A 22923-nucleotide genomic window follows, 5' to 3' on the forward strand; every position below is an offset into this window, starting at 1 on the left:
CACGCAATAACGTAAACAACTAGCTTGTCTTGTTATTTTTCTTCTGCTTAGCCACTTCGACTAACGCCCCCGCTACTTCCAGATCCCCATGATATTTGTAAAGTCATCTGTCCAGGGCTTAATATCAAAATATAAACCGGGCTTGTGCCATCGGCCTAATCCATTTTGATATAGCGGCGCCAGAACCTGCTCATTTTTCGCAAACACAAACCAGTCTGTTGCTACCACTAACGGGATTTCCTGTTGCGGCTTAAACTCCTGTATTAAGGCTGCATAATGTAATTGCTTTGCATGATCAGCTAGCACTTTTTTTAATTCCAGATGCCGGTTGGTAATATGGAATGATAGTATGCCGTTGTCTGATAATTTATTGAAATATAATTGCAAGGCTTCCTGTGTTAATAAATGGGTTGGCACCGAATCAGAACTAAATGCATCGATAACTAATAAATCAAATTTTTCAGCAGGCTCTGCTATTAATGATAATCTTGCATCGCCTATGACCATTGCTGCTTTAGGCGTACAGCGTTGCAGATAACTAAAGTATTTAGGATTTTTAGCAATATCCACAACCACCGGATCAATCTCGTAAAACGTCCAGCTTTGCTGAGGCTTGGCATAACAGGCTAAAGCCCCTGCCCCTAGGCCAACTACGCCTATTTGCCATTGCTGATCGACCTTATCATAGGCTTTAAACAACCGCCCCATTGGGCCAGGGCGGCTGTAATAAGTCAAAGGTTCTTGTACATGGCTGGCTAGACGTTGTGCACCATGTTTAGTCGTACCATGAAACAGCTCTTTGTACTTTTCTGGTTTGCCCTGCTCGTTTATTAATACACTGTCGCGCACGGATAAGACACCAAAAAAAGTACGTTCTTTATAGATAGTATTCGACATGGTGATACGTAAGCCTACGATAAAGAAAATAATCACCCCGGTTAATAAAGCCAGACTTACTGCCTGCTTACGAAAGGCGTAGCTTAGGCCGGCAAATAATATCAATGCAGTGCCGATATTATCCATGTACGCACCTAAATCAGAGACGCCAAAATAAACGAGCAAGCCAAAGATAAATATTACTATCGGGAATATGGCCTGTATGTCCATAATTTTCCATTGTTCGCTATCTCTTATTTGCACGGCTGGGCGTAATAATAATGCGGCAACGATCATCAATGGATATTCATAAATACCATTAAAGATAAATGGCGCCACAAAAGTGTTAAACATACCGCCCAGCATACCTGCAAATGACATAATCAAATAAAACAGGGTCAGATAAGCCGTATGCGGACGACTTTTAGCTAACTCACCATGACACACCATTACCGCAAGAAAGAAGGCAGTTAAATGCAGGGTTAAATCTAGCCAGTAGGGTAATATCGCGGGATTAATAAATGAATAGGCGATAAAAGGTAGCAACACAATAGGCTGTAAAAACACCGAAACTCGTTGAATTGGCTCAGACCAACGCGAAAAAACCAGTACAAAGGAAAGTAAATAGAGAGTTAGTGGAATAATCCATAATAACGGTACAGCAGCAATATCAGTACTAACAAAATTAGTCAGCCCTAGTAATAAGCTAGACGGTACAAAGGCTAGCACTAACCAGTGTAATTTAGTTAATGCCGAAGGAGCTTCCACTTCTGCATCTTGCTGCTCAGCAATTTCTTCATGCTGATAATTGCGTAGAAAGTACCAGGCACAGGCTGCTATAAATAGTATCAGAACAAGATAACCGCCACTCCAGATTAATTTCTGCGCGCTTAAGCCAATATTCGGCTCGATAATAAAGGGGTAACTTAATAAAGCTAACAAGCTACCGATATTACTTGCGACATACAGATAATAAGGATCATGGCTAGTATGGTGCCCCACATGCGAGAACCATTTCTGAATTAAAGGGGAGGTTGTGGACAGCACAAAAAAGGGTAAGCCTATCGCAATAAATAACGTCCAGACCAGCCATAAAGTAGGATTGCTATCGGTAGGCGGTGACATGATCTCGGGCAAGGCCACAGGCAGTGCTATTAAGCTGATTAATACAATGGCAGCATGCACCTGAATCTGGCGTGCATGTGTAAAACGAGTGGATAAAAGATGTGCATATAAATAGCCAAAAAACAGCAGCATCTGATAAAACACCATACAGGTATTCCAGACCGCTGGCGATCCGCCGAGCAATGGCAACATTAACTTGCCAAATAAAGGCTGCAAGATAAACATCAGCGTTGCACTGAGAAACAGCGTACCGGCAAATAATAGTATCAAAGAAAGGCTACGATCGGAGCTTGGAGGTGTTTTGGACATAATAGTTATTGACGTTGACATACATGTGTCAGTGGGTGATGGCAGGCTAAAGTCGTGCCCTACAATTATCGTTCCCATGCTCCGCGTGGGAATGCAGTGGTTGATGCTCTGCACCTCAGAACGCAGAGCATGGGAACTAGAATTAAGTTATTTTAAGCTACCCATATATTCAGTTACCGCCTTTATATCTTCTTCTGATAACATTTTAGCAATACCACTCATCGGGCCATTTTTACGCGAACCATCTTTAAATGCATGCAACTGGCGTTGTAAATAGGCGGGCTGCTGTCCTGCCAATCTTGGCGTAACACCCATTCCTATTGCCTTATTACCGTGACAGCCAAAACACATGGGTGCTTTGGACTCACCTTTTGTCGCAAGTTCTTTATCACCTCCGGCACTGATATTTGTTACCGAAGAAAAATAAGCTGCCAGATTATTAATCTCTATATCCGTCAAGTTTTTCGCCATATTTTGCATCATGCCATTTTTGCGCACCCCTTTACGAAACGCACGTAATTGATTGACAATATAGGCTAATGATATGGACTCCTCTCCCACCAACAGTGTCATAATGCACCTAAGAGTAATAACGGAGCAAAGAGGAGCCCGACATGAATAATAGCGTAATTGGATTGGATATAGCAAAAAATATTTTTCACATGTATACATTTGGTGAAAAAAAATCAAAACCTGTTAAGAAAAAGCTAAAACGAGCTGAGCTTTTAATATTTTTTGCAAATTATCCAGTGAGCTTAATTGGAATAGAAGCCTGTGGCGGAGCTCATCACTGGGCAAGAGAGTTAACTAAACAAGGGCATGAAGTCATTTTGCTTAATGCCCGTTATGTAAAGGGTTTTGTGGTGGGGAACAAAAATGACTTTAATGATGCCGCTGCTATATTTGATGCGGTTACCCTTCCAAATAAGCGCACAGTGTCGATAAAAACGATTGAACAGCAAGACATTCAACTTGTTCATAGAATACGTGAAGGCCTTGTTGGCAAACGTACTGCGCTGGTTAATCAAGTGCGAGGGCTACTCAGTGAAAGAGGCATTGTTATTCCTAAAGGTATAAAGAAAGTAAGAGTAGAATTACCGTTGATTTTAGAAGATAGCGACAATGATTTGACTGATTTAAGTCGAGAAATGTTTGCTGAGCAATATGAAAAACTAGTTGCACTAGATGAAGAGATTAAACAACAGGACAGACGTATTAGCCGGCTATGTAATAGCAATCAGTTAAGCCAGCGTTTTCTTGATGTGCCAGGTATTGGGGCAATAACAGCCACCATCATTGCCTCAGACATAGGGGCAGGTAAAAGCTATCAGAGTAGCCGAGATTATGCAGCCAGCTTAGGGATTGTTCCGAGACAACATAGCAGTGGTGATAATCAGGTTTATTTAGGAATTAGTAGCGAGGTAACCGCTATATTCGTACGATGTTAATTCATGGAGCACGATCGGTGTTAAAGCACTGTAGTGGTAAAAAAGATAAATTAACCCATCTTCGTCACTTTCATCTTTCTAAGCCATTGATTCATCGGTTTAAGCGATTTTTTTTGGGGAGTCGCTATTTTTGCGAAAGCTTGTTTTGGGCATCCCAGCCCAAGCAAGCAGCAAAAACTTAACGCGACCACTTATGCCTCCGGCGGCCCCGATTCGTCCTCGTCACCTCGTCCCGACCCAACAAGGGGTCGGAACATAGGCTCCAAATGACTTGACGCCGTGTCGGATGGCCTTTTATTTTGTCTCCACCTTCGCTAACGCTCAGACTCCGACAAAATAACGGCCCTACGGCTATCGCGGACTAAAAATCATCACTTCGCTTAGGCTCCGTTTCCCTGATTTTCAGCGGTCGAAAAATTCTCTTTAAAATCAATGGTGTTTTTTTTGAAAGTTTTGTAGTGCCATTTATATTATTTTTGTCGATAAATTCATTGACTTTTGTCAAAAAAATCATCATTATTTGAGTGTAATTTACATGCGACAAAAATACTCTAAAAAATCCAACGTTTTATACAAAAACACAAAATCTGTAGTGCCAACTGGCTACTTTTTAAAATTTCAACCAATTGATTTATAACAACTACATCATCAATAGTAACGAAGATGGGTTAAGCCTATGGCTACAAGCACTCATTGAGCGGCGTGGATTTAATAAAGCCGCCGTTGCGCTGGCCAATAAAAATGCCCGAATACTGTGGGCGATGGCGAGTCAGGATAAAGAATATGATGCAGCTCTGACATAGTTAGAGTGCATAAGCAGGGTTACCCACCCTTTGCCCACCGACTGCGAGCTAGGAGGGCTCTTCGTCTGTGGACAAAGCGTGGATAACCCTGAGATAACCGAGTAACCAAGATTGCGGAGGCAAGTTAACCAATATTGATGACAACAACAGGTCAGACCGATACTTTTACAGAACCCTTGCAACCCAGAGAGTCCATTGCGAGACCGTTAGGCTGGTAGGGTCAAAAAGTATGCGAATAGATTCATCAGGAGTCCTGAGGCAAAAAGCCTCTGTTAGAGACCGAATATATGGCTGCAATCTTGTTCACTGTTATTAGCATCAATTATGTAAAACTTGGCTTGCAATAAACGAGGAGTCCATATATGGTTTTTGACCTGCCAGGATCGGGAAATTTGCATTGTTGCTGTTGCCCTCGGCACCGTGACAGCCAAAGCACATTCCTGCTTTTTCTTTACCTGCTGCAACATCAGGTGCGGCATAAACAACACCAGAAAAACATAAGCCCAGAAAAATAATTTGGTAGAGTTTTTGTATTTTCATTTTGCCCCCGCTCGCTGAAAATCATGGAAACTTCGCTAAGCTCCGTTTCCATGATTTTCAGCGTTTGATTTTAATCACTTATAACAGCAAATAGATACTCTGTAGGCACCGTAAAAAAACAACAAATAATTTCAAATAAAGCTTGCAATTGCCGAAAAAAGTTTTCTAAAAATTTCCGTTTTAATCACCTCATAAACGGATATCACCCATGCTTAAAGACCTACCACTCTCTGAACATATTCACCAACACTGCAATGAAAGTATGGAACGTGCCCTGTTAGCAGAGCGTCATCCTTTGTGGGCTCGTTCATGCCCAGAGTTGAAGGATATCGACTTTATTCGCCTTGGGTTATTACGCTGTATCAGTGTAGTCGATAGTGGTCGCCATTTCCTCCAAACCAATGAACAGATTTATGGCCAGCTGCTTCCCCACTCAACGTATTTTAAATCACTGAAGTCGCATAGACGAACAAGTATGCTTGAGGCATTTGAACAGCAGAGCTATCATCTTCACTCTGAACACTGCTATCGCAAGGCATTGATTATCTTAAAGTATTCCCGGAACTTGACGAATACACCATAGAAGCAGCGGATGGGCATTTTATTGATCATGCCTGCCATACTGAAAAAAACAGCAAGGGGAAAGTTTATGCGGCCGGGGGGATTTACGCGTTGAATCTCAGAAGTGGGTTGCTCAGATTTCTTTGTCTGGTGACAAACGGAACTCAGAGACATCAAGAAATACCTGTGTTACGAGATCATATTGAAAAGCAAAACAAGGGAAATAACAGCTCTCAGAAACATCTCTATGTCTACGATAAAGCCGTCACCGACTTTGTCTGGTGGGATCGGCAGAAATGACATGCTAATTACATGATTTCAATGCTAAAAGAAAATTCAATTGCGACTCTGGTTGAGTCTATCCCTTTTGACTCCCGCCATGAGATCAATACAGGGGTTGAAGCATACAGTGTGTACGAAAACAAGGGCATCAAATTTAACGTGGTGGATTACCGTGATCCAGAAACCGGAAAACTTCACCGGTTTGTGACAACCTTGCCAATGACTATTAACCCTGGAACCATTGCCATGCTATATTTCAAACGATGGACGATTGAAAAGACATTCAATAACACTAAAAGTAATTTCAAGGAAACTTCGGGGAGTCGCTATTTTTGCGAAAGCTTGTTTTGGGCATCCCAGCCCAAGCAAGCAGCAAAAACTTAACGCGACCACTTATGCCTCCGGCGGCCCCGATTCGTCCTCGTCACCTCGTCCCGACCCAACAAGGGGTCGGAACATAGGCTCCAAATGACTTGACGCCGTGTCGGATGGCCTTTTATTTTGTCTCCACCTTCGCTAACGCTCAGACTCCGACAAAATAACGGCCCTACGGCTATCGCGGACTAAAAATCATCACTTCGCTTAGGCTCCGTTTCCCTGATTTTCAGCGAAAGCTTGGTCTTCCAATACCCGCTCACTTGAAAATCAAATGCGCCTGACTGCAATGAGCTATAATTTAATGCGCGTGTTTGAAGAGATTTCAAAAACACAACAGCCAGAATTGATTCATCCATCGGATAAAAAATATAGCGAGGCTCTGGAGATAAGGCCAGGCGCGCCATGCTACCTCACGAAATTCCGGGACTCCTGTCGCCGTAATTCGTTCACCTACGCAGCGAATAGGAGATGCTCCAGCCGCCCTGCGTCCGCCACAGACTGAGCACAAAGCAGCTCAGTCATGGCTACCACAAATGGCTCTACGGCTATTCGGGATAAAATTTTAGCCTCCCTCGCGCGCTATCGCGCACTTCGGATTGGCAAATTTCCCTGCGCCTTCTGGAGACTATCAGCCCGTCCGGGGCTGACAGCGGGTGCCTAATCTCTAAAAAAACAACGCATAACATCTATCATATAAGCATGATCCAGCACCCCGGCACTCTCACGAATACTATGCATTGCCCACATGGCATTGCCCACATCCACAGTACGTATACCCAGTTTTGCCGAGGTCATAGGCCCTATAGTACTACCACAGGGTATATCTGTTCGATGCGCATATTTTTGATATGGCACACCTGCTTTTTGGCACCAATCGATAAACATCGCCTCAGAAACACTTTCAGAACTATAGCACTGATTGGCATTTAATTTAATAACCGGCCCCTTATTAACATAGACTTTGTGCTCGCCTTCATAAGCCGCTGGAAAATTCGACTGGTAAGCATGTGCCATATCCACACTCAACATAAAGCTATGCGCTAGCGCTCGTTTATAATCTTCATCTGTAAGATCTGTTGCTAAGGCAATGCGCTCTAATATATCTGGTAGAAAGCTGCCATCCGCGCCCTTTGTGCTCTCGCTACCCACCTCTTCATGATCAAAAAAAGCACAGACTACCGTATTATTGGAACCTAACACGGCATCGTCCAGCAATGCCATTAAACCCGCATGACAGGAAGCTAAATTATCCAGCTGGCTATCAGCATAAAACTCTTGCTCCCTGCCCCAAAATATCCCTTGCTGGGTATCGTAAATATTAAGTTCCCAGGATAAAATCTGCTCGGCGGGTATCTGTGCCTGCTTAACTAACAGCTCGGTAAAAAGCTGGTCAGGTATTTGCTGTTTGCTGCTCATGGCAAACAACAAGGGTAGCTCTGTTTGCTTATTCAGCTTCAAGCCATCTTCATTTACCGTTCGATTCATATGTATAGCGAGATTGGGTAAGCGCAATAAGGACGGCTTAAAATGTACTAATTTTGTATTGATTGCACCCTCTTCAGTACGATAACTTAGCCGCCCAGCAAAGCTCAAATCTCGATCGGTAAAGGTCGCTAAAATAGGTCCGCCATAAACTTCCACGCTGATGCGCAATAGTTCATCAGCCTTATGCAAAGCATGTGGTTTAATCCTTAGCCCCGGCGAATCGGTATGCGCACCGATAATTTTATAACCGCTTTCAGGCAATGCTTTTTGACCCACAACAAACGCAATAATAGAAGAGTCATCGCGAATAATATAATAGCGCCCCGCTGGCTTTAACTGCCACGACTGCATTTCAGACAAGCGTGTAAACGCAGCTGCCTGCAACGCCCGCTCCATAGTTGCTACCGCATGCCACGGGCTCGGGCTAGCATCAATAAAATCTAATAATTGCTGTACCTGTACTGAATGACTCATTTTGGTTTTAATGCTAAAGCGACTGAATTAATGCAATAACGCAGACCTGTTGGCTCAGGGCCATCCTCAAACACATGCCCTAAGTGCGCATCGCAGGCACTGCAAGTAACTTCCACACGGCGCATGCCATGACTGGTATCCACAATTTCTGTTATCGCCTCTCTGGACACCCCATCCCAGAAACTAGGCCAGCCCGTGCCTGAGTCGTATTTGCTTAGCGAATCAAATAATGCCTGACCACAGCACCTACAATGGTAAATACCCGCCTCTTTGCAGTCAGCATATTTCCCGGTAAACGGTGGCTCTGTTGCACTGCAACGGCAAATATTAAATTGCTCTGGCGTTAATTTCTCACGCCACTGTGCATCTGTCAGCTTGCTATCGGTCATATTACTTCTCTTTAAATATTTCGTAGAATGGAATAACATCGAGCATTCCACCATGAGCATGCATGAAAAATCACGCACACTTGCTTGCAAAGATATTGTCTGATTTATCACAACAAGCCTATATTAAAAACCTGCCGGAAAACGCTTGCGCTATTCCGGCCTACAGACTGGTTTTAATTGATACCCTTTTTACATTATTTTAGCCCAAATAATCACTGTGTTGCGAAAAGAAAAACAGAGCACAGGCGCGCCATGCTACCTCACGAAATTCCGGGACTCCTATCGCCATAATTCGTTCACCTACGCAGCGGATGGGAGATGCCCTGAACGCCCTGCGTCCGCAACGACTACGCACAAAAGCCGCTTCGTCATTACTACCTCACTGGCTGGACGGCTATTCGGAATGCAATTCTTGCTCCTCTCGCGTGCTGCTAGCACACGTCGAATCAGCGAATTGCCCTGTCGCCTATCAGGGACTAAAAATCACCACTTCGCTAAGCTCCGTTTCCATGATTTTCAGCGATTGACTGACTGATTTAGATTTGAGCATTTCAACGTAAGCGTCAATTAAAGTACATATTCTAAACCAATATAAAAAATGGCAGACTAATACCTCCAATTAACTCAGGAGGAATTTATGAGTCCATCTCAAAATAAAGCGGCTATGCAAAATCATATACCGCAATGGCAAGCCAGTCGTTTAACTCAGGTCGGGTATTGCAAAGCCCATGATATCAAGCCGCATATCTTCAGTTATTACAAAAAGCAATTCAGTTCGCTCGCTCCACCAGTGTTACAAGCCAAGCAATTGGTTCCGGTAACACTGGTTGCAGAGGACATGTTGAACGGATCACAGGCGCGCCATGCTACCTCACAACATTCTGGGACTCCTGTCACCAACATTCATTCGCCTACGCAGCGAATGGGAGATGCCCTGGTCGCCCTGCGTCCGTCTCAAATGGCTGGACGGCTATTCGGAATGCAATTCTTGCCTCCCTCGCGCGCTACTAGCGCACTTCGGATCAGCGAATTGCCCTGTCGCCTACCAGGGACTAAAAATCATCGTAACTACTCGGGGAGTCGCTATTTTTGCGAAAGCTTGTTTTGGGCATCCCAGCCCAAGCAAGCAGCAAAAACTTAACGCGACCACTTATGCCTCCGGCGGCCCCGATTCGTCCTCGTCACCTCGTCCCGACCCAACAAGGGGTCGGAACATAGGCTCCAAATGACTTGACGCCGTGTCGGATGGCCTTTTATTTTGTCTCCACCTTCGCTAACGCTCAGACTCCGACAAAACAACGGCCCTACGGCTATCGCGGACTAAAAATCATCACTTCGCTTAGGCTCCGTTTCCCTGATTTTCAGCGTCAGCGAAGCTGAGTAGTTCAATGAAATTATAAAGCAAATTCAGGTAACTTTCCCTCAAAGACCAAGGTCATTGCCTGAGTTGCACTTAGACCTTGTTTACGGCACGTTGATAAATACCCTCTGACATGACAAAATATCTCTGCACCCTTGGTACTACGAAAGCAGCCGGATATTTTCTGTTGAACCTTGGTCATCCGAATCGAATTTTCTGCGGCATTATTGGTAAATGGCACCCAGGTATTTGTCATGAAGCGCAAGACATCCTCTTCATAATTAATCAGCCTTTCCAGTAAGTTTCTAGCTTTACTGCGTTTTATTCGCTCCCGTTTTACTTCTTTAGGCTTATCGGGTGGTGGGCATTCGATCTCCGCTTTGCCAAGTAATTCTCTGTATTGTACCTTCCATTTTTCTGCTTCTTTATGTAGTAGCATGCCACCTGCTTCATTGACGGCATCATTCATTTTTTCAAGTAGTCGTTTCATTTCAAGCGCCCACTCCTGTTTATCCTGCTCCCAGGCGCGCGTTAATTCCCTCAAATGATGTGCATTACAAAGCGAATGAGTACAATCATATTTATAGTAGGGCTTCCAATGATCATGACATAAAATCCCATGAAAATGGGGTAAAATACCAATGTCATTCATTGCCTCTGTGCCACGTTTGGCATGTGGAAAGAAGTGTGTCCACTGAACACAGGCGCGCCATGCTACCTCACGAAATTCCGGGACTCCTGTCGCCGTAATTCGTTCACCTACGCAGCGAATAGGAGATGCTCCAGCCGCCCTGCGTCCGCCACAGACTGAGCACAAAGCAGCTCAGTCATGGCTACCACAAATGGCTCTACGGCTATTCGGGATAAAATTTTAGCCTCCCTCGCGCGCTATCGCGCACTTCGGATTGGCAAATTTCCCTGCGCCTTCTGGAGACTATCAGCCCGTCCGGGGCTGACAGCGTTGGAGGCCCCATGTAGCCAATGGCGCTTACCATTAATATTAATGCCTGTTTCATCCGCATGAATGCACGCTGATTCGACTAAGTGTTCTTTACTGATAGTTTCAAACCCAGCCAACTTCTCATAGGCCAGTTCATTGAAATTATAGATAGAGCCTTCACTAATCGGCATACCTAATTGATCAGCGAAATACTCCTGTATTCGGTTGTAGGGCAATAACTGATATTGCGAAAGATAAACCACATGGGCTTTTATCCCATTACCATATTGCGCAGCCTTAGTAACCTCATCTGGAAAAGGAGCGATAAAACACTGACCTTTTCCATTTATCAACCGTTGCGCCTGGTATTCTGTCACTACCCTTGAGATATCAATATCGAATACCTAGCGTGTTTCAAAGCCATCTGCCGTGTATCGCCCTTTTGGCAAGGTACGGCGATCAATGGTAATGATCTCGATTTCATCCGGGTCATCTATTTTTTGAAGTGTCGTGCCGACATGCGATTTTTGTCCGCCAGAAGGCTTATCTGATTTTTTTCGATTCCCTTTTTTACGGTTGGGATCACTTGCAGGTGGTTTACTGCTATTTTTGCTGTTCAGTGTCACTCGATTGAGTAATACCGTGACTAATAATAGAATCACTTCCAGTGCTGATTTTAGCGCAGGCGATATATCACGCTCAGTTTCAAGTAACTGTTTGGCATGACTGATTGCGGAATCAACATCGATGAAGTCTATTTTCAAAGGGTAACCTGTATTGCTTTAAGGACAGGCTTATTATCTCATGGGTTTTAAATCCCGAATTTTCCTTGTTTTAAGCGATTGTAAGGCGAATAAAAAAGTTCTTCGAGGTCGTAGATGTTTAAGGGGACATTTTGTGATGACTATAGCGATAGAAGCAATAAAGCGTGGATTAATCGACTGTTGGGCAGTTTACTAAAAATCACAAAAACCAGACTAAAACCCTGTCAAGAACTTTTTTAATTATTCAGGCGCGCCATGCTACCTCACAACATTCTGGGACTCCTGTCACCAACATTCATTCGCCTACGCAGCGAATGGGAGATGCCCTGGTCGCCCTGCGTCCGTCTCAACTACTCAACTACGCACAAAACCCTGCTTAGTTAAGTCTACCTCAAATGGCTGGACGGCTATTCGGAATGCAATTCTTGCCTCCCTCGCGCGCTACTAGCGCACTTCGGATCAGCGAATTGCCCTGTCGCCTACCAGAGACTAAAAATCATCACTCCGCTTAGGCTCCGTTTCCCTGATTTTAACCAATCTTCGTCACTATTGATGATGTAGTTGTTATAAATCAATTGGTTGAAATTTTAAAAAGTAGCCAGTTGGCACTACAGATTTTGTGTTTTTGTATAAAACGTTGGATTTTTTAGAGTATTTTTGTCGCATGTAAATTACACTCAAATAATGATGATTTTTTTGACAAAAGTCAATGAATTTATCGACAAAAATAATATAAATGGCACTACAAAACTTTCAAAAAAAACACCATTGATTTTAAAGAGAATTTTTCGACAAAAAATCGCTTAAACCGATGAATCAATGACTTAGAAAGATGAAAGTGACGAAGATGGGTTAAGCGTACGCTGAGTAGTTACAAATCATCACTCCGCTTAGGCTCCGTTTCCCTGATTTTAAGCGGGCGTACCTGCTGATTCATCAGTTATCAAAGTGACTCATTCTAATGGCTTCAGTCTGGAAATTTGTGCCAGTACAGAACTTGCATCATTAAAGCCGCTTCTGAAACTGGTTAGGTCTATCTCATGATAAACGGACTTGTTGTTAATCAAGTGTTTTTGGCGACCGGCGTTACTGATATGCGTAAATCTATCAATGGTCTGTCACTGATTGTTTCGGAACAGTTTGGCCATGATCCCTTTGCCGGAAGTATTTTTGTCTTTTGTAACCGCTCTCGCGATAAACTGAAAATACTCTATTGGGAGTGTAATGGGTTCTGACTTTATTATCGGCGCCTGGATAAGGGGAAGTTTCAGTGGCCAACCGAGTTAAACGAACATCCGTTATCATTAACCTTACGTGAATTACACTGGTTATCCTATCGGCAAGCGCAAGCTCATACCGCTATTTCTGGCTTAATAAATAATTGATTTGTTGCCGTTATTTTACGTTGAAAATATCTAATAAAACAGCCAGTTAAATGATTATTTAACCCTGTTTTTCGGTATAATAAACACCATGAAATCACTTCCTGAAATACTGCCAGACGAGACGAATGTACTGCACAAAATGGTGCTGGACTATCAGCCGACAGTGGATCAATTACAGGAAAAACTGACATGGTATGAGGAGCAGTTTCGTCTGTTGCAACATGAGCGTTTTGGCACCTCCAGTGAGAAATGTCCGGGTCAAATGGAGTTGTTTAATGAAGCGGAGTCCATTCTTGATAGCTTAAAGCAGGATGATTCCGACCCTGAAGAAACCCTAAGCTATCAGCGTAAAAAGCCAGGCCGCAAGCCATTATCCAGAGATATCCCGCGCGAAGTTATCCGTTATGAATTACCTGAAGCAGAGCGTGTTTGTGCCTGCGGTCATGCATTGCATGAGGCTGGCGAAGACAAGTCAGAGCAGCAGGCGCGCCATGCTACCTCACGAAATTCCGGGACTCCTGTCGCCATAATTCGTTCACCTACGCAGCGGATGGGAGATGCCCTGAACGCCCTGCGTCCGCAACGACTACGCACAAAAGCCGCTTCGTCATTACTACCTCACTGGCTGGACGGCTATTCGGAATGCAATTCTTGCTCCTCTCGCGTGCTGCTAGCACACGTCGAATCAGCAAATTGCCCTGTCGCCTATCAGGGACTAAAAATCACCACTTCGCTAAGCTACGTTTCCATGATTTTCAGCGTTAGAAATCATTCCTGCCCAGATCAAAGTCATTGAACATATACAGATCAAGTATGGCTCCCGCGCCTGTGAAAATGGCATTATCAGTGCACCAAAACCCGCACAGCCCATTCCTCGTAGTTTTGCCTCGGCAAGTTTATTAGCTTACATTATTGTCGCCAAGTTCATGGACTGAAGTTTCCCAATTATTGAGTAGCTGAAATACACAATGCTGGTGTATCGAGGTTTATTTTAGGTGGTTTTGCCATGTTTATAGCAAACCCCTACTTAATTCCCCTTAGGCAATAGCATTTGAAACGAATGAAAAGACTGTTTTTTTCATATACAGGCGCGCCATGCTACCTCACGAAATTCCGGGACTCCTGTCGCCATAATTCGTTCACCTACGCAGCGGATGGGAGATGCCCTGAACGCCCTGCGTCCGCAACGACTACGCACAAAAGCCGCTTCGTCATTACTACCTCACTGGCTGGACGGCTATTCGGAATGCAATTCTTGCTCCTCTCGCGTGCTGCTAGCACACGTCGAATCAGCAAATTGCCCTGTCGCCTATCAGGGACTAAAAATCACCACTTCGCTAAGCTCCGTTTCCATGATTTTCAGCGGTTGTAGCATAGTTTCAATTTTACCATAAATAATTATTGGGAAACTTCAGTTCATGGATAGCCTGCCACTTTACCGGCAGGAAACCATTTTCAAGCGCTTAAGTGTTGACCTTTCTCGTGCCACGCTATCTAACTGGGTATTAAAGTCCGCTGAATTGCTCCAGCCCTTTTATGATCGACTGCATGCTCTGCTGATTCTACAGAAGATCCTCCAGGCCGATGAAACAACCTTAAATGTGATTCGGGATGGTCGAGAGACGAAATCGAAATCCTATATGTGGCTCTATCAGAGTGGTGGGCATGAATCCGAGCACCCGATCGTTTTGTATGATTATCAGTCAACGCGGGCAGGAGCGCATGCTGAAACTCGATGTTCAAGTTTTCAGCTATAACTGGGCTAAGAAAAGTAAATTTTTCCGGCTTTGTTTTATAAGTGATTGATTTACAATGATGTTGATGCTTTCTTTGTCAGTAAAATTATCAATAAAATCAATCAGTTAAAAAACTTGAACATCGAGTGAAAGCTTCTTGCGGGCCTTTTCAGGTCACTTGCAGGTAGATGGCTATGCAGGCTATCATGCACTGGCATCAGATGATTGTATCCTCGTGGGGTGTATGGCACATGCGCGGCGTAAATTCGATGAAGCGCTAAAAGCCCTCGCTGAAAATCATGGAAACGGAGCTTAGCCCATCTTCGTCACTATTGATGATGTAGTTGTTATAAATCAATTGGTTGAAATTTTAAAAAGTAGCCAGTTGGCACTACAGATTTTGTGTTTTTGTATAAAACGTTGGATTTTTTAGAGTATTTTTGTCGCATGTAAATTACACTCAAATAATGATGATTTTTTTGACAAAAGTCAATGAGTTTATCGACAAAAATAATATAAATGGCACTACAAAACTTTCAAAAAAAACACCATTGATTTTAAAGAGAATTTTTCGACAAAAAATCGCTTAAACCGATGAATCAATGGCTTAGAAAGATGAAAGTGACGAAGATGGGTTAGCGAAGTGGTGATTTTTAGTCCCTGATAGGCGACAGGGAAATTCGCTGATTCGACGTGTGCTAGCAGCACGCGAGAGGAGCAAGAATTGCGTTCCGAATAGCCGTCCAGCCAGTGAGGTAGTAATGACGAAGCGGCTTTTGTGCGTAGTCGTTGCGGACGCAGGGCGTTCAGGGCATCTCCCATCCGCTGCGTAGGTGAACGAATTATGGCGACAGGAGCCCCGGAATTTCGTGAGGTAGCATGGCGCGCCTGTTGATAATAATGCAGCTGAGCGGCATATCAAACCGTTTGTGATTGGACGTAAAAACTGGCTGTTTAACCAGACACCACGCGGTGCAAATGCCAGCGCACTACTTTACAGTCTTGTGCAAACAGCCGTTGCTAATAACCTGGAACCTTTTGATTACCTGAAATACCTATTAACTGAACTACCCAAGCTGGGTAGGCATTATAAACCAGAAGCACTGGATCAGTTTTTGCCCTGGAACTTGATTGAAAAAATTAAGCCTCTAAAGTAATTGGGGTAGCTTGTCTAGGTGGAGAGAATTGACGCTTACATTTCAACACCTTTTGTTTAACTGGTGGGTATTGCGGTACAGGAGATATTAGGTTATCTTTTAACTAAATTCTACATGCAGTCGTTTGTCCCTACTGGAGAACCAGGTACAGATCACATCGAGAAAAGCGGACTAAAGTCCGCACTACATGTCATGTTCACTGTTAAACTATTTTAATTATTCATACCGATAGGACGCAGGGTGTATTTATGGGGCAGGAAATCAATTCAACTCTTTTTAATGATGATTACTTTGAGCGTTTTCACCAAAAACTAACGCTGGAAACGCAGCACTTAAGAGAGTTAATTGAGCATAAAAAATTCTCGGAATTAGCACCCACAGCAGGCTTTGAAATTGAAGCCTGGCTGATTGATGATAATATGCAGGCTGCGCCTAATAATGTCTCTTTTCTGCAACACATGAATGACCCGCTAGCCTTTCCCGAATTAGCTAAATTCAATATTGAACTCAACGGCATCCCGAAAAAATTAACCGCTGATGTCTTTAGTGTGCTGCATAAAAATTTATTAGCCACCTGGGATAAATCCTGCCGCCATGCCAAAGAACTGGATAATCATATTCTTATCATTGGCACATTGCCGACACTCAAGCCCTCTTCCATGACCTTAGCTAATATGTCGGATATGAACCGCTATCGAGTGCTGAATGAGCAAATTCTCAAGGCACGCGGTAAGCCAATCAACCTGGATATTGTAGGACTGGAACATCTAAAATTTGACCATCATGATGTAATGCTGGAATCAGCCACCACGTCTCTGCAACTGCATACTCAGATACCGCTCTCTCAGGCACATCATTTTTATAATGCATCCATTATCGCGTCAGCAGCGATTGTTGCCAGCTGTGCCAATGCCCCCTATTTATTTGGCAAAAATCTGTGGCATGAGTCACGCATCCCGCTGTTTGAACAGGCGATAGAAACCGGAGGTTATGGCGGTGCTATACATGGTCCACTAAGACGCGTTAGCTTTGGCTCTGATTATGCACGAGCTTCGATCATGGAATGTTTTCAGGAGAACCTGGAACATTTCCCGACATTACTTCCCGAACTGTTCGACGAGCCGATAGAGCAATTTGAACATTTGCGCCTGCATAATGGTACAGTCTGGCGCTGGAACAGGCCATTAATTGGCTTTGATGCTGATAACACCCCGCATATCAGAATTGAGCATCGCACACCTTCAGCGGGTCCGACTATTATTGACTCCATTGCCAATGCCGCTTTTTATTATGGTTTGGCGATGAATTTATGTACTGAAATTATGGCCAACGGCATTCCATTAGCCTTTACCCAGGCCAAAGATAATTTTTATCAGGCAGCCCGGTTTGGCCTGGATAGTCATATCGTCTGGTTCGATGGCACAAAGCAGAATTTTCAAAAACTGATTCTAAGTGACTTATTACCCAGAGCAAGATCAGGTCTACAATCATTAAACATTGACCCTGTGGATATTGATACCTATTTAACAATTATTGAGCAGCGCATCGCCAGTAAGCAAACCGGCAGTCAGTGGCAGCGTCAATTTATGCAGCAGGCTGATGCAAGCCTGCAATCCATGACACAATCTTATTTAGGGCATCAATACTCAGAAGTCCCGGTCAGTCAGTGGTCAAACTCTTAACGCCATGCAACTGCAACAAATCGACACTTACCCCGAAGCGCTACTAAGCTGTGCGGCAACAGACTTACATACGCTATTTCCTCAGCCGACCCTGCTACACTTACAGGGAAAAAACCCCACAGCCATTATTTATCTCTGTGCTGTTACACGGCAATGAAACAACCGGATTTCTGGCCGTCCAGCGCTTGCTACAGCAACATACACGACAGCGATTGCCGCGCTCTATATCTATATTTTTTGGTAATACGCGTGCCGCAGCACTCGGTTTACGCAGGCTAGACTCGCAACCTGATTTTAATCGTATCTGGCCAGGTACGGACACTGCCAGTTGCCCTGAAACAGCATTAGCCGGCCAGATCGTGGATATTATGCGCGCCAAAAAAGTCTTTGCTAGCATCGATATACATAATAATACCGGACTCAATCCACACTATGCCTGTATTAATAAACTGGATAAACGCTACCTGCAACTGGCGAATTTATTTGGCCGCCTAGTAGTTTATTTCTTACGACCACTTGGCGTACAATCTGCAGCGTTTGCCGAAATATGTCCGGCAGTTACGCTGGAATGCGGGCGACCGAGACAGCAATATGGTGTTGATCATGCTTATGCTTACCTAAAAGATTGTATCCATCTTACTGAATTCGCAACGCATCCAACGCGGACTCAAGATATAGATTTGTTCCACACCACAGCACAAGTAAAAATCAAGGAAAACAGCTCCTTTAGTTTTAATGACCCTAATGCCGAATTATTATTTGATACTGAAATTGAACGTATGAATTTTACTGAAATCTCGGCAGGAACCTGTTTTGGCTCAGTGCTAACCGACCGCACTATGCCATTATGTGCAATCGATGAACATGGCACCGATGTCTCCCAGCAATTTTTTAAAATTGACAATAAACAGTTACAAATAAAGCGCAATACCATGCCCTCTATGCTAACACTGGATGAGCGAGTTATACGCCAGGACTGCCTATGTTATTTAATGGAGCGTATACATTTGTAGCGCGTAGTTTGAATAGTAGACAACAGCCTCCTTTTTTCAAAAGAGGATGCTAAATGAAAATACATTTGTTGCCATTTTAGCTCGCAGGTCATACAAAGTAGATAGCTGTATACCGTTCAGTACTTCGATTAGAAATAGCATAGTTGATTTTCAGCTTGGTACAATACTGCGTTTAAACACTTCGTCTGGTTAGTCTTATGTGAATTAACCTTATATTGAAAAAACTTCATCAGTGTTCCCCTATCAATTGAGGCCGTGAAACTAACCTCGCCACAAGAGAGCTCATAAAGCACTGTAAAGACATTCCTGTTATTATTGCGTTTTGAACTGCCCGAATGGTATACGAGCTGATACGAGATATTCTTGCCTGGAAAAATATGGATTCACAAAACGATCTCGTTTTTGAGCCTGTTACTGCCTTATCTCCAGAGCCTCGCTATATTTTTTATCCGATGGATGAATCAATTCTGGCTGTTGTGTTTTTGAAATCTCTTCAAACACGCGCATTAAATTATAGCTCATTGCAGTCAGGCGCATTTGATTTTCAAGTGAGCGGGTATTGGAAGACCAAGCTTTAGTTTCCTTGAAATTACTTTTAGTGTTATTGAATGTCTTTTCAATCGTCCATCGCTTGAAATACAGCATTGCAATGGTTCCAGGGTTAATAGTCATTGGCAAGGTTGTCACAAACCGGTGAAGTTTTCCGGTTTCTGGATCACGGTAATCCACCACGTTAAATTTGATGCCCTTGTTTTCGTACACACTGTATGCTTCAACCCCTGTATTGATCTCATGGCGGGAGTCAAAAGGGATAGACTCAACCAGAGTCGCAATTGAATTTTCTTTTACTCGATGTTCAAGTTTTTGATATTGAGAAGGTAAAATCAGGTATTCTGAGGTTGTTGTAATTTTATCGGTGTAATCCCATGTTAATGAATGCCCCAGCCACCTTTATCCAAAGCTATATTCACGATTTAAATGATGCGCTCAATCAGCTAAAACCCGGAGCCGCTTTGACACGGATTCAAGCCGCTTGGTTGGGCACTTGTTTAACGGGCATACTGCTAATGAACTCTGTTTGCTGGGCTAAGTTTGAGCGAGCAAGCCTTGGAGATTGCAAAGTAGCCGCATTATCCTGGGTGTTTCGTAAAGCAAGTATACCCTGGGACTGTTTGCTACGGGTGAGTGTGGTCTTAATTTTAAAACGTTATGGCATTACTGAAGGTGTGTTGGCCTTTGATGAATCAGCAAACGGCGCGCCATGCTACCTCACGAAATTCCGGGACTCCTGTCGCCGTAATTCGTTCACCTACGCAGCGAATAGGAGATGCTCCAGCCGCCCTGCGTCCGCCACAGACTGAGCACAAAGCAGCTCAGTCATGGCTACCACAAATGGCTCTACGGCTATTCGGGATAAAATTTTAGCCTCCCTCGCGCGCTATCGCGCACTTCGGATTGGCAAATTTCCCTGCGCCTTCTGGAGACTATCAGCCCGTCCGGGGCTGACAGCGACCGAGCACGATCTAAGTCTACAAAACGTATTTATAAGGTTTACAAGCAGAAACACAAAGGCTCCGGCGGGTATGTTAATGGACAAACGATAGTATTATTGCTGCTAGTTACCTCATCCATTACAGTGCCTGTCGGTTTTTTCTTTTATATGCCGGATCCAGCCTTAAAGCAGTGGGATAAAGAAGATAAACGGTTGAAAAAGAGCGGTATAGCAAAAAAAGATCGGCCTATTAAGCCTGAACGTGACAGTGCCTACCCGACCAAAACAGAGATTGCATTAGGCTTATTTTATAATCCCCCAGCAAATCCAGACAAGAAATCAAAGCAATCTTATTCCAAATTAGTTACTATTTGTAAAAAATTGGAGTATTAAAATGAGCAGAAAAAGAACGGTCTACAGTGCTGAATTTAAAAGCAAGTTGGTATTAGAAGTTTTAAAGAATGAAAAAAACACTGCAAGAAATTGCCAGTGCAAATAACATCACACCTAAGAACCTACAAAACTGGAAAAAAATATTCTTAGACAATGCAGAAATAGCAATGGAGCCCTCCAAAGCCGTTAAAGATTACAAAGAGGATCTATTAGCAGCTCAAGAACAAAATGAGATGCTCACAAAAATCGTAGGAAAAATGACGGTTGAAAAGGAGTGGCTCGAAAAAAAGCTAAAAAGCTTGGACTCATCTGATAGAAAACAGTTGATTGAGCCCAAGCTTAACACTCTACCTCTAACACAGCAGTGTGCATTATTAGGATTAAATAGAAGCAATCTCTATTACAAAAAAAGAGAGAATAAAAAGAAAGAAGAGATCAAAACTCAGATTAATCACATTTTTAAAGACATCCCTATTTATGGTGCGGCTAAAGTACACCAGCAGTTGCTTGAAGGTGGTTTTAAAGTCAGTTTAAACACGGTGGCGAGTTATCGGCAGCAGATGGGCTTGAAAGCCGTATTAGCGGTAAAACAAGTCAATACAACGATCCCCATAAAAGAACATAAAAAATATACTTATAAGCTTAGAGATCTTGATATATCACACGCTAACCAAGTTTGGAGTACAGATATAACCTATATTAAAACCAAAGAAGGGATGGTTTATTTAGCGGCGATTATTGATTGGCACTCAAAAGCAGTGCTCGCCCATAAAATATCAAACACAATGGATTCTTTTTTAGTTATGGATGTATTAGATGAAGCGCTTTCTCTCTACGGAACACCTGAAATTTTTAATACGGATCAAGGCAGTCAATACACCAGTGAAATTCATACCCAACGACTAAAAAACAAAGGCATTACTATTTCTATGGATGGAAAAGGACGAGCAACGGATAATATTTGTATTGAACGGTTTTGGCGAAGTGCAAAATGTGAGCGTATTTATTTAAATGAATATGGTTCAATTAGAGCGTTAATAGAAGATGTTGATGACTATATTGAGTTTTATAATCATCAACGGTTTCATGAAACCCTGGACTATAAAAAACCAATGAATGTATATAGAGAAAGTATTTTAGCTAATGAACAGCAGAATGAAGCGGCTTAGGAATATGGAATAAGGATTGTTGAAAAATCTGTCTTGACTCTTTGGGGTGCTATATTTAAAAGAGTTTAAAGTTGCGCATAGCCTGATTAAAATTAAAGGCTTACTGGCTGATGCGCTGTATGGTGAAAAAGCCTTTATGGACGAAGCCGCTAAAGAATCTGGAGGCTCGCAGGTGATTAGCCAATTACGTAAAAACCAAAATATTGAATATAGAGGTAGAATAAGGTCAGTCGAGAGCTACTTTAATTCGATTAACAAAGGCATTGATCAGATAATACGTGTACGTGGCGGAAAAGAGATTAAAGTGACTGTCAGCAGTGCACGATTAAAGGTGAGTTCTCACAGTAAAAAACGCTTTGTCATTGCCTTAAAATATGACGGTGAAAACGACTATCGCTATTTAGTGGCGACAGACCTGACTTGGCGCACACAAGATATTATTCAAGCCTATACGTTGAGATGGCTGATTGAGGTTTTCTTTGAGGACTGGAAGCTTTATGAAGTATGGGGGCGTGAGGCCAAACAATTAGATGAAGAGGGATCAAGCCGTGGCCTGATTCTGAGTCTTTTGTTTGACCATTGCCTTCTCCTTCACCCAGAGCAAATAGCCCGCATTGAAAGCAAACTACCTGCGTATACCGTAGGTAGCTTACAGCGCAAGTCTCAAATGGATGTACTGCTTGAGTTCATCACGTCATTGCTAGAGTTTCCAGATCCTGGTGATAAGCTGAAAGAGTTAGGTGAATTAATAAAGGATGTGTTTCAACTGATGCCATCAGGAAAACATATGATTGGCAGAGATTTAGGGCGCTAGGGCCAACAGCATCATTAAAGTATTGTTCTGCTGGGTGAAGGTAAGAGCTTGATGGCAATGGGATGGAAAAACTTGAACATCGAGTTTTAGCATTGAAATCATGTAATTAGCATGTCGTTTCTGCCGATCCCACCAGACAAAGTCGGTGACGGCTTTATCGTAGACATAGAGATGTTTCTGAGAGCTGTTATTTCCCTTGTTTTGCTTTTCAATATGATCTCGTAACACAGGTATTTCTTGATGCCTCTGAGTTCCGTTTGTCACCAGACAAAGAAATCTGAGCAACCCACTTCTGAGATTCAACGCGTAAATCCCCCCGGCCGCATAAACTTTCCCCTTGCTGTTTTT

At 43.2% G+C, this 22923-nt stretch carries 36 protein-coding genes and 6 pseudogenes; 27 read left to right on the forward strand and 15 right to left on the reverse strand.

The window, feature by feature from the left end:
- Positions 1-72: 72 nt before the first annotated feature.
- The gene (locus K6984_RS19430) at positions 73-2310 is read right to left on the reverse strand and encodes a fused MFS/spermidine synthase (RefSeq protein ID WP_221897050.1); all 2238 of its coding nucleotides are present in this window, start codon (positions 2308-2310) and stop codon (positions 73-75) included.
- A gap of 147 nt (positions 2311-2457) precedes the next feature.
- A complete protein-coding gene (locus tag K6984_RS19435; protein WP_230988197.1) occupies positions 2458-2871 on the reverse strand; it encodes a c-type cytochrome in 414 nt (137 codons plus the stop codon).
- A gap of 53 nt (positions 2872-2924) precedes the next feature.
- Between K6984_RS19435 and K6984_RS19440 the strand changes: the two genes are divergently transcribed.
- Positions 2925-3758, forward strand: coding sequence for an IS110 family RNA-guided transposase (locus tag K6984_RS19440; protein ID WP_230988187.1), 834 nt, complete (start codon positions 2925-2927; stop codon positions 3756-3758).
- A gap of 130 nt (positions 3759-3888) precedes the next feature.
- Positions 3889-4017, forward strand: coding sequence for a hypothetical protein (locus tag K6984_RS34205; protein ID WP_263458596.1), 129 nt, complete (start codon positions 3889-3891; stop codon positions 4015-4017).
- 102 nt (positions 4018-4119) lie between these two features.
- Here the strand turns inward: K6984_RS34205 and K6984_RS19445 are convergent, their stop codons facing one another.
- A complete protein-coding gene (locus tag K6984_RS19445; RefSeq protein WP_221897025.1) occupies positions 4120-4263 on the reverse strand; it encodes a hypothetical protein in 144 nt (47 codons plus the stop codon).
- A 157-nt stretch (positions 4264-4420) separates the two neighbouring features.
- Between K6984_RS19445 and K6984_RS19450 the strand changes: the two are divergent.
- A pseudogene (locus tag K6984_RS19450) lies at positions 4421-4561 on the forward strand (IS110 family transposase); the annotation flags it as partial.
- A gap of 318 nt (positions 4562-4879) precedes the next feature.
- Here the strand turns inward: K6984_RS19450 and K6984_RS19455 are convergent.
- Positions 4880-5101 carry a hypothetical protein gene (locus K6984_RS19455; RefSeq protein WP_221897026.1) on the reverse strand — a complete coding sequence of 74 codons (222 nt, stop codon included), beginning with the start codon at positions 5099-5101 and terminating at the stop codon, positions 4880-4882.
- Positions 5102-5309: 208 nt separating this feature from the next.
- On the opposite strand from K6984_RS19455, the gene K6984_RS19460 reads away from it, so the two are divergent.
- From K6984_RS19460 to K6984_RS34210, 4 genes are all read left to right on the forward strand, one after another.
- The gene (locus tag K6984_RS19460; RefSeq protein WP_221897027.1) at positions 5310-5684 is read left to right on the forward strand and encodes a hypothetical protein; all 375 of its coding nucleotides are present in this window, start codon (positions 5310-5312) and stop codon (positions 5682-5684) included.
- An 89-nt stretch (positions 5685-5773) separates the two neighbouring features.
- Positions 5774-5962, forward strand: a complete 189-nt coding sequence (locus tag K6984_RS19465; protein ID WP_221897011.1) for a hypothetical protein — start codon at positions 5774-5776, stop codon at positions 5960-5962.
- Between the two features lie 12 nt (positions 5963-5974).
- Positions 5975-6328 carry a hypothetical protein gene (locus K6984_RS19470; protein WP_221897028.1) on the forward strand — a complete coding sequence of 118 codons (354 nt, stop codon included), beginning with the start codon at positions 5975-5977 and terminating at the stop codon, positions 6326-6328.
- Positions 6277-6405, forward strand: coding sequence for a hypothetical protein (locus tag K6984_RS34210; RefSeq protein ID WP_263458596.1), 129 nt, complete (start codon positions 6277-6279; stop codon positions 6403-6405). The genes K6984_RS19470 and K6984_RS34210 overlap by 52 nt, the downstream gene beginning before the upstream one ends.
- 239 nt (positions 6406-6644) lie before the next feature.
- On the opposite strand, the gene K6984_RS19475 is transcribed toward K6984_RS34210, so the two are convergent.
- The gene (locus K6984_RS19475; protein WP_221897029.1) at positions 6645-6830 is read right to left on the reverse strand and encodes a hypothetical protein; all 186 of its coding nucleotides are present in this window, start codon (positions 6828-6830) and stop codon (positions 6645-6647) included.
- Between the two features lie 12 nt (positions 6831-6842).
- On the opposite strand from K6984_RS19475, the gene K6984_RS19480 reads away from it, so the two are divergent.
- On the forward strand, positions 6843-6983 hold the full coding sequence (locus tag K6984_RS19480) for a hypothetical protein (protein ID WP_221895935.1): 141 nt from the start codon (positions 6843-6845) through the stop codon (positions 6981-6983).
- Here K6984_RS19480 and K6984_RS19485 read toward each other — a convergent pair.
- The 3 genes from K6984_RS19485 to K6984_RS19495 form a co-directional block, all read right to left on the reverse strand.
- Entirely contained in the window at positions 6980-8281 is a 1302-nt protein-coding gene (locus tag K6984_RS19485) for a M18 family aminopeptidase (RefSeq protein WP_221897030.1), read from the reverse strand. The two genes, K6984_RS19480 and K6984_RS19485, sit on opposite strands and share 4 nt — an antisense overlap.
- Complete coding sequence (gene msrB, locus K6984_RS19490) at positions 8278-8670, reverse strand: peptide-methionine (R)-S-oxide reductase MsrB (protein ID WP_221897031.1); 393 nt, start codon at positions 8668-8670, stop codon at positions 8278-8280. Before msrB ends, K6984_RS19485 begins: the two co-directional genes overlap by 4 nt.
- A 199-nt stretch (positions 8671-8869) precedes the next feature.
- Positions 8870-9025, reverse strand: coding sequence for a hypothetical protein (locus K6984_RS19495; protein ID WP_221897032.1), 156 nt, complete (start codon positions 9023-9025; stop codon positions 8870-8872).
- On the opposite strand from K6984_RS19495, the gene K6984_RS19500 reads away from it, so the two are divergent.
- From K6984_RS19500 to K6984_RS34220, 5 genes and pseudogenes are all read left to right on the forward strand, one after another.
- On the forward strand, positions 8982-9197 hold the full coding sequence (locus K6984_RS19500) for a hypothetical protein (RefSeq protein WP_147883717.1): 216 nt from the start codon (positions 8982-8984) through the stop codon (positions 9195-9197). The genes K6984_RS19495 and K6984_RS19500 overlap by 44 nt on opposite strands.
- Before the next feature lie 137 nt (positions 9198-9334).
- Positions 9335-9496, forward strand: a pseudogene (gene tnpA / locus K6984_RS36385) (IS66 family insertion sequence element accessory protein TnpA); the annotation flags it as partial.
- A gap of 96 nt (positions 9497-9592) precedes the next feature.
- Positions 9593-9811 carry a hypothetical protein gene (locus tag K6984_RS19505; protein ID WP_221897033.1) on the forward strand — a complete coding sequence of 73 codons (219 nt, stop codon included), beginning with the start codon at positions 9593-9595 and terminating at the stop codon, positions 9809-9811.
- Positions 9760-9888 (forward strand): hypothetical protein, encoded by a 129-nt coding sequence (locus tag K6984_RS34215; RefSeq protein WP_263458596.1) that lies wholly within the window; start codon positions 9760-9762, stop codon positions 9886-9888. The genes K6984_RS19505 and K6984_RS34215 overlap by 52 nt, the downstream gene beginning before the upstream one ends.
- A 27-nt stretch (positions 9889-9915) precedes the next feature.
- Positions 9916-10050: a hypothetical protein gene (locus K6984_RS34220; RefSeq protein ID WP_263458807.1), complete on the forward strand. Its 135-nt coding sequence runs from the start codon at positions 9916-9918 to the stop codon at positions 10048-10050.
- A 14-nt stretch (positions 10051-10064) separates the two neighbouring features.
- Here K6984_RS34220 and K6984_RS19510 read toward each other — a convergent pair.
- The 3 genes and pseudogenes from K6984_RS19510 to K6984_RS19520 form a co-directional block, all read right to left on the reverse strand.
- Positions 10065-10721 (reverse strand): annotated as a pseudogene (locus K6984_RS19510) (IS66 family transposase); the annotation flags it as partial.
- 197 nt (positions 10722-10918) lie between these two features.
- Positions 10919-11347 carry an IS66 family transposase gene (locus K6984_RS36390; protein WP_420831693.1) on the reverse strand — a complete coding sequence of 143 codons (429 nt, stop codon included), beginning with the start codon at positions 11345-11347 and terminating at the stop codon, positions 10919-10921.
- 27 nt (positions 11348-11374) lie between these two features.
- Entirely contained in the window at positions 11375-11734 is a 360-nt protein-coding gene (locus K6984_RS19520) for a DUF6444 domain-containing protein (protein ID WP_221897036.1), read from the reverse strand.
- 1040 nt (positions 11735-12774) lie between these two features.
- On the opposite strand from K6984_RS19520, the gene tnpB reads away from it, so the two are divergent.
- Together tnpB and K6984_RS36400 are read left to right on the forward strand one after the other, a co-directional pair.
- Positions 12775-12969: an IS66 family insertion sequence element accessory protein TnpB gene (tnpB, locus tag K6984_RS36395; RefSeq protein WP_420831694.1), complete on the forward strand. Its 195-nt coding sequence runs from the start codon at positions 12775-12777 to the stop codon at positions 12967-12969.
- 289 nt (positions 12970-13258) lie between these two features.
- Positions 13259-13507: pseudogene (locus K6984_RS36400) on the forward strand (transposase domain-containing protein); the annotation flags it as partial.
- A gap of 53 nt (positions 13508-13560) precedes the next feature.
- Here the strand turns inward: K6984_RS36400 and K6984_RS31415 are convergent.
- Positions 13561-13713, reverse strand: a complete 153-nt coding sequence (locus tag K6984_RS31415) for a hypothetical protein (RefSeq protein WP_230988058.1) — start codon at positions 13711-13713, stop codon at positions 13561-13563.
- Between K6984_RS31415 and K6984_RS31420 the strand changes: the two genes are divergently transcribed.
- From K6984_RS31420 to K6984_RS19545, 4 genes and pseudogenes are all read left to right on the forward strand, one after another.
- On the forward strand, positions 13670-13915 hold the full coding sequence (locus K6984_RS31420; RefSeq protein WP_230988189.1) for a hypothetical protein: 246 nt from the start codon (positions 13670-13672) through the stop codon (positions 13913-13915). The two genes, K6984_RS31415 and K6984_RS31420, sit on opposite strands and share 44 nt — an antisense overlap.
- Before the next feature lie 358 nt (positions 13916-14273).
- Positions 14274-14513 carry a hypothetical protein gene (locus K6984_RS19535; protein ID WP_221895634.1) on the forward strand — a complete coding sequence of 80 codons (240 nt, stop codon included), beginning with the start codon at positions 14274-14276 and terminating at the stop codon, positions 14511-14513.
- A 24-nt stretch (positions 14514-14537) separates the two neighbouring features.
- A complete protein-coding gene (locus tag K6984_RS19540) occupies positions 14538-14876 on the forward strand; it encodes an IS66 family transposase (RefSeq protein ID WP_221897039.1) in 339 nt (112 codons plus the stop codon).
- Positions 14877-15009: 133 nt separating this feature from the next.
- A pseudogene (locus K6984_RS19545) lies at positions 15010-15144 on the forward strand (IS66 family transposase); the annotation flags it as partial.
- A 236-nt stretch (positions 15145-15380) separates the two neighbouring features.
- Here the strand turns inward: K6984_RS19545 and K6984_RS19550 are convergent.
- The gene (locus tag K6984_RS19550; RefSeq protein ID WP_221897040.1) at positions 15381-15677 is read right to left on the reverse strand and encodes a hypothetical protein; all 297 of its coding nucleotides are present in this window, start codon (positions 15675-15677) and stop codon (positions 15381-15383) included.
- A gap of 65 nt (positions 15678-15742) precedes the next feature.
- Between K6984_RS19550 and K6984_RS19555 the strand changes: the two are divergent.
- The 3 genes and pseudogenes from K6984_RS19555 to K6984_RS19565 form a co-directional block, all read left to right on the forward strand.
- Positions 15743-16012, forward strand: a pseudogene (locus K6984_RS19555) (transposase domain-containing protein); the annotation flags it as partial.
- Between the two features lie 248 nt (positions 16013-16260).
- A complete protein-coding gene (locus K6984_RS19560) occupies positions 16261-17694 on the forward strand; it encodes a glutamate-cysteine ligase family protein (RefSeq protein ID WP_221897041.1) in 1434 nt (477 codons plus the stop codon).
- A gap of 137 nt (positions 17695-17831) precedes the next feature.
- Positions 17832-18707 (forward strand): M14 family metallopeptidase, encoded by an 876-nt coding sequence (locus K6984_RS19565; protein WP_338024556.1) that lies wholly within the window; start codon positions 17832-17834, stop codon positions 18705-18707.
- A gap of 411 nt (positions 18708-19118) precedes the next feature.
- Here the strand turns inward: K6984_RS19565 and K6984_RS19570 are convergent, their stop codons facing one another.
- Entirely contained in the window at positions 19119-19652 is a 534-nt protein-coding gene (locus K6984_RS19570) for a transposase (protein WP_338024557.1), read from the reverse strand.
- Here K6984_RS19570 and K6984_RS19575 point away from each other — a divergent pair.
- The 5 genes from K6984_RS19575 (at position 19634) to K6984_RS19595 (ending at position 22575) form a co-directional block, all read left to right on the forward strand.
- The gene (locus K6984_RS19575) at positions 19634-20068 is read left to right on the forward strand and encodes a hypothetical protein (protein ID WP_221897043.1); all 435 of its coding nucleotides are present in this window, start codon (positions 19634-19636) and stop codon (positions 20066-20068) included. The genes K6984_RS19570 and K6984_RS19575 overlap by 19 nt on opposite strands.
- Before the next feature lie 18 nt (positions 20069-20086).
- Complete coding sequence (locus K6984_RS19580) at positions 20087-20311, forward strand: hypothetical protein (protein WP_221897044.1); 225 nt, start codon at positions 20087-20089, stop codon at positions 20309-20311.
- A gap of 5 nt (positions 20312-20316) precedes the next feature.
- The gene (locus tag K6984_RS19585) at positions 20317-20592 is read left to right on the forward strand and encodes a hypothetical protein (protein ID WP_221897045.1); all 276 of its coding nucleotides are present in this window, start codon (positions 20317-20319) and stop codon (positions 20590-20592) included.
- Between the two features lie 68 nt (positions 20593-20660).
- Positions 20661-21761, forward strand: a complete 1101-nt coding sequence (locus tag K6984_RS19590; protein ID WP_230988190.1) for an IS3 family transposase — start codon at positions 20661-20663, stop codon at positions 21759-21761.
- Positions 21762-21807: 46 nt separating this feature from the next.
- Complete coding sequence (locus K6984_RS19595; RefSeq protein ID WP_230988191.1) at positions 21808-22575, forward strand: transposase; 768 nt, start codon at positions 21808-21810, stop codon at positions 22573-22575.
- Here K6984_RS19595 and K6984_RS19600 read toward each other — a convergent pair.
- On the reverse strand, positions 22564-22923 hold a 360-nt coding region (locus tag K6984_RS19600; protein WP_221897046.1), incomplete at its 5' end, for a hypothetical protein. The genes K6984_RS19595 and K6984_RS19600 overlap by 12 nt on opposite strands.

Source organism: Bathymodiolus japonicus methanotrophic gill symbiont (assembly GCF_019721995.1).
In the GTDB taxonomy this organism is placed as follows: domain Bacteria; phylum Pseudomonadota; class Gammaproteobacteria; order Methylococcales; family Methylomonadaceae; genus Methyloprofundus.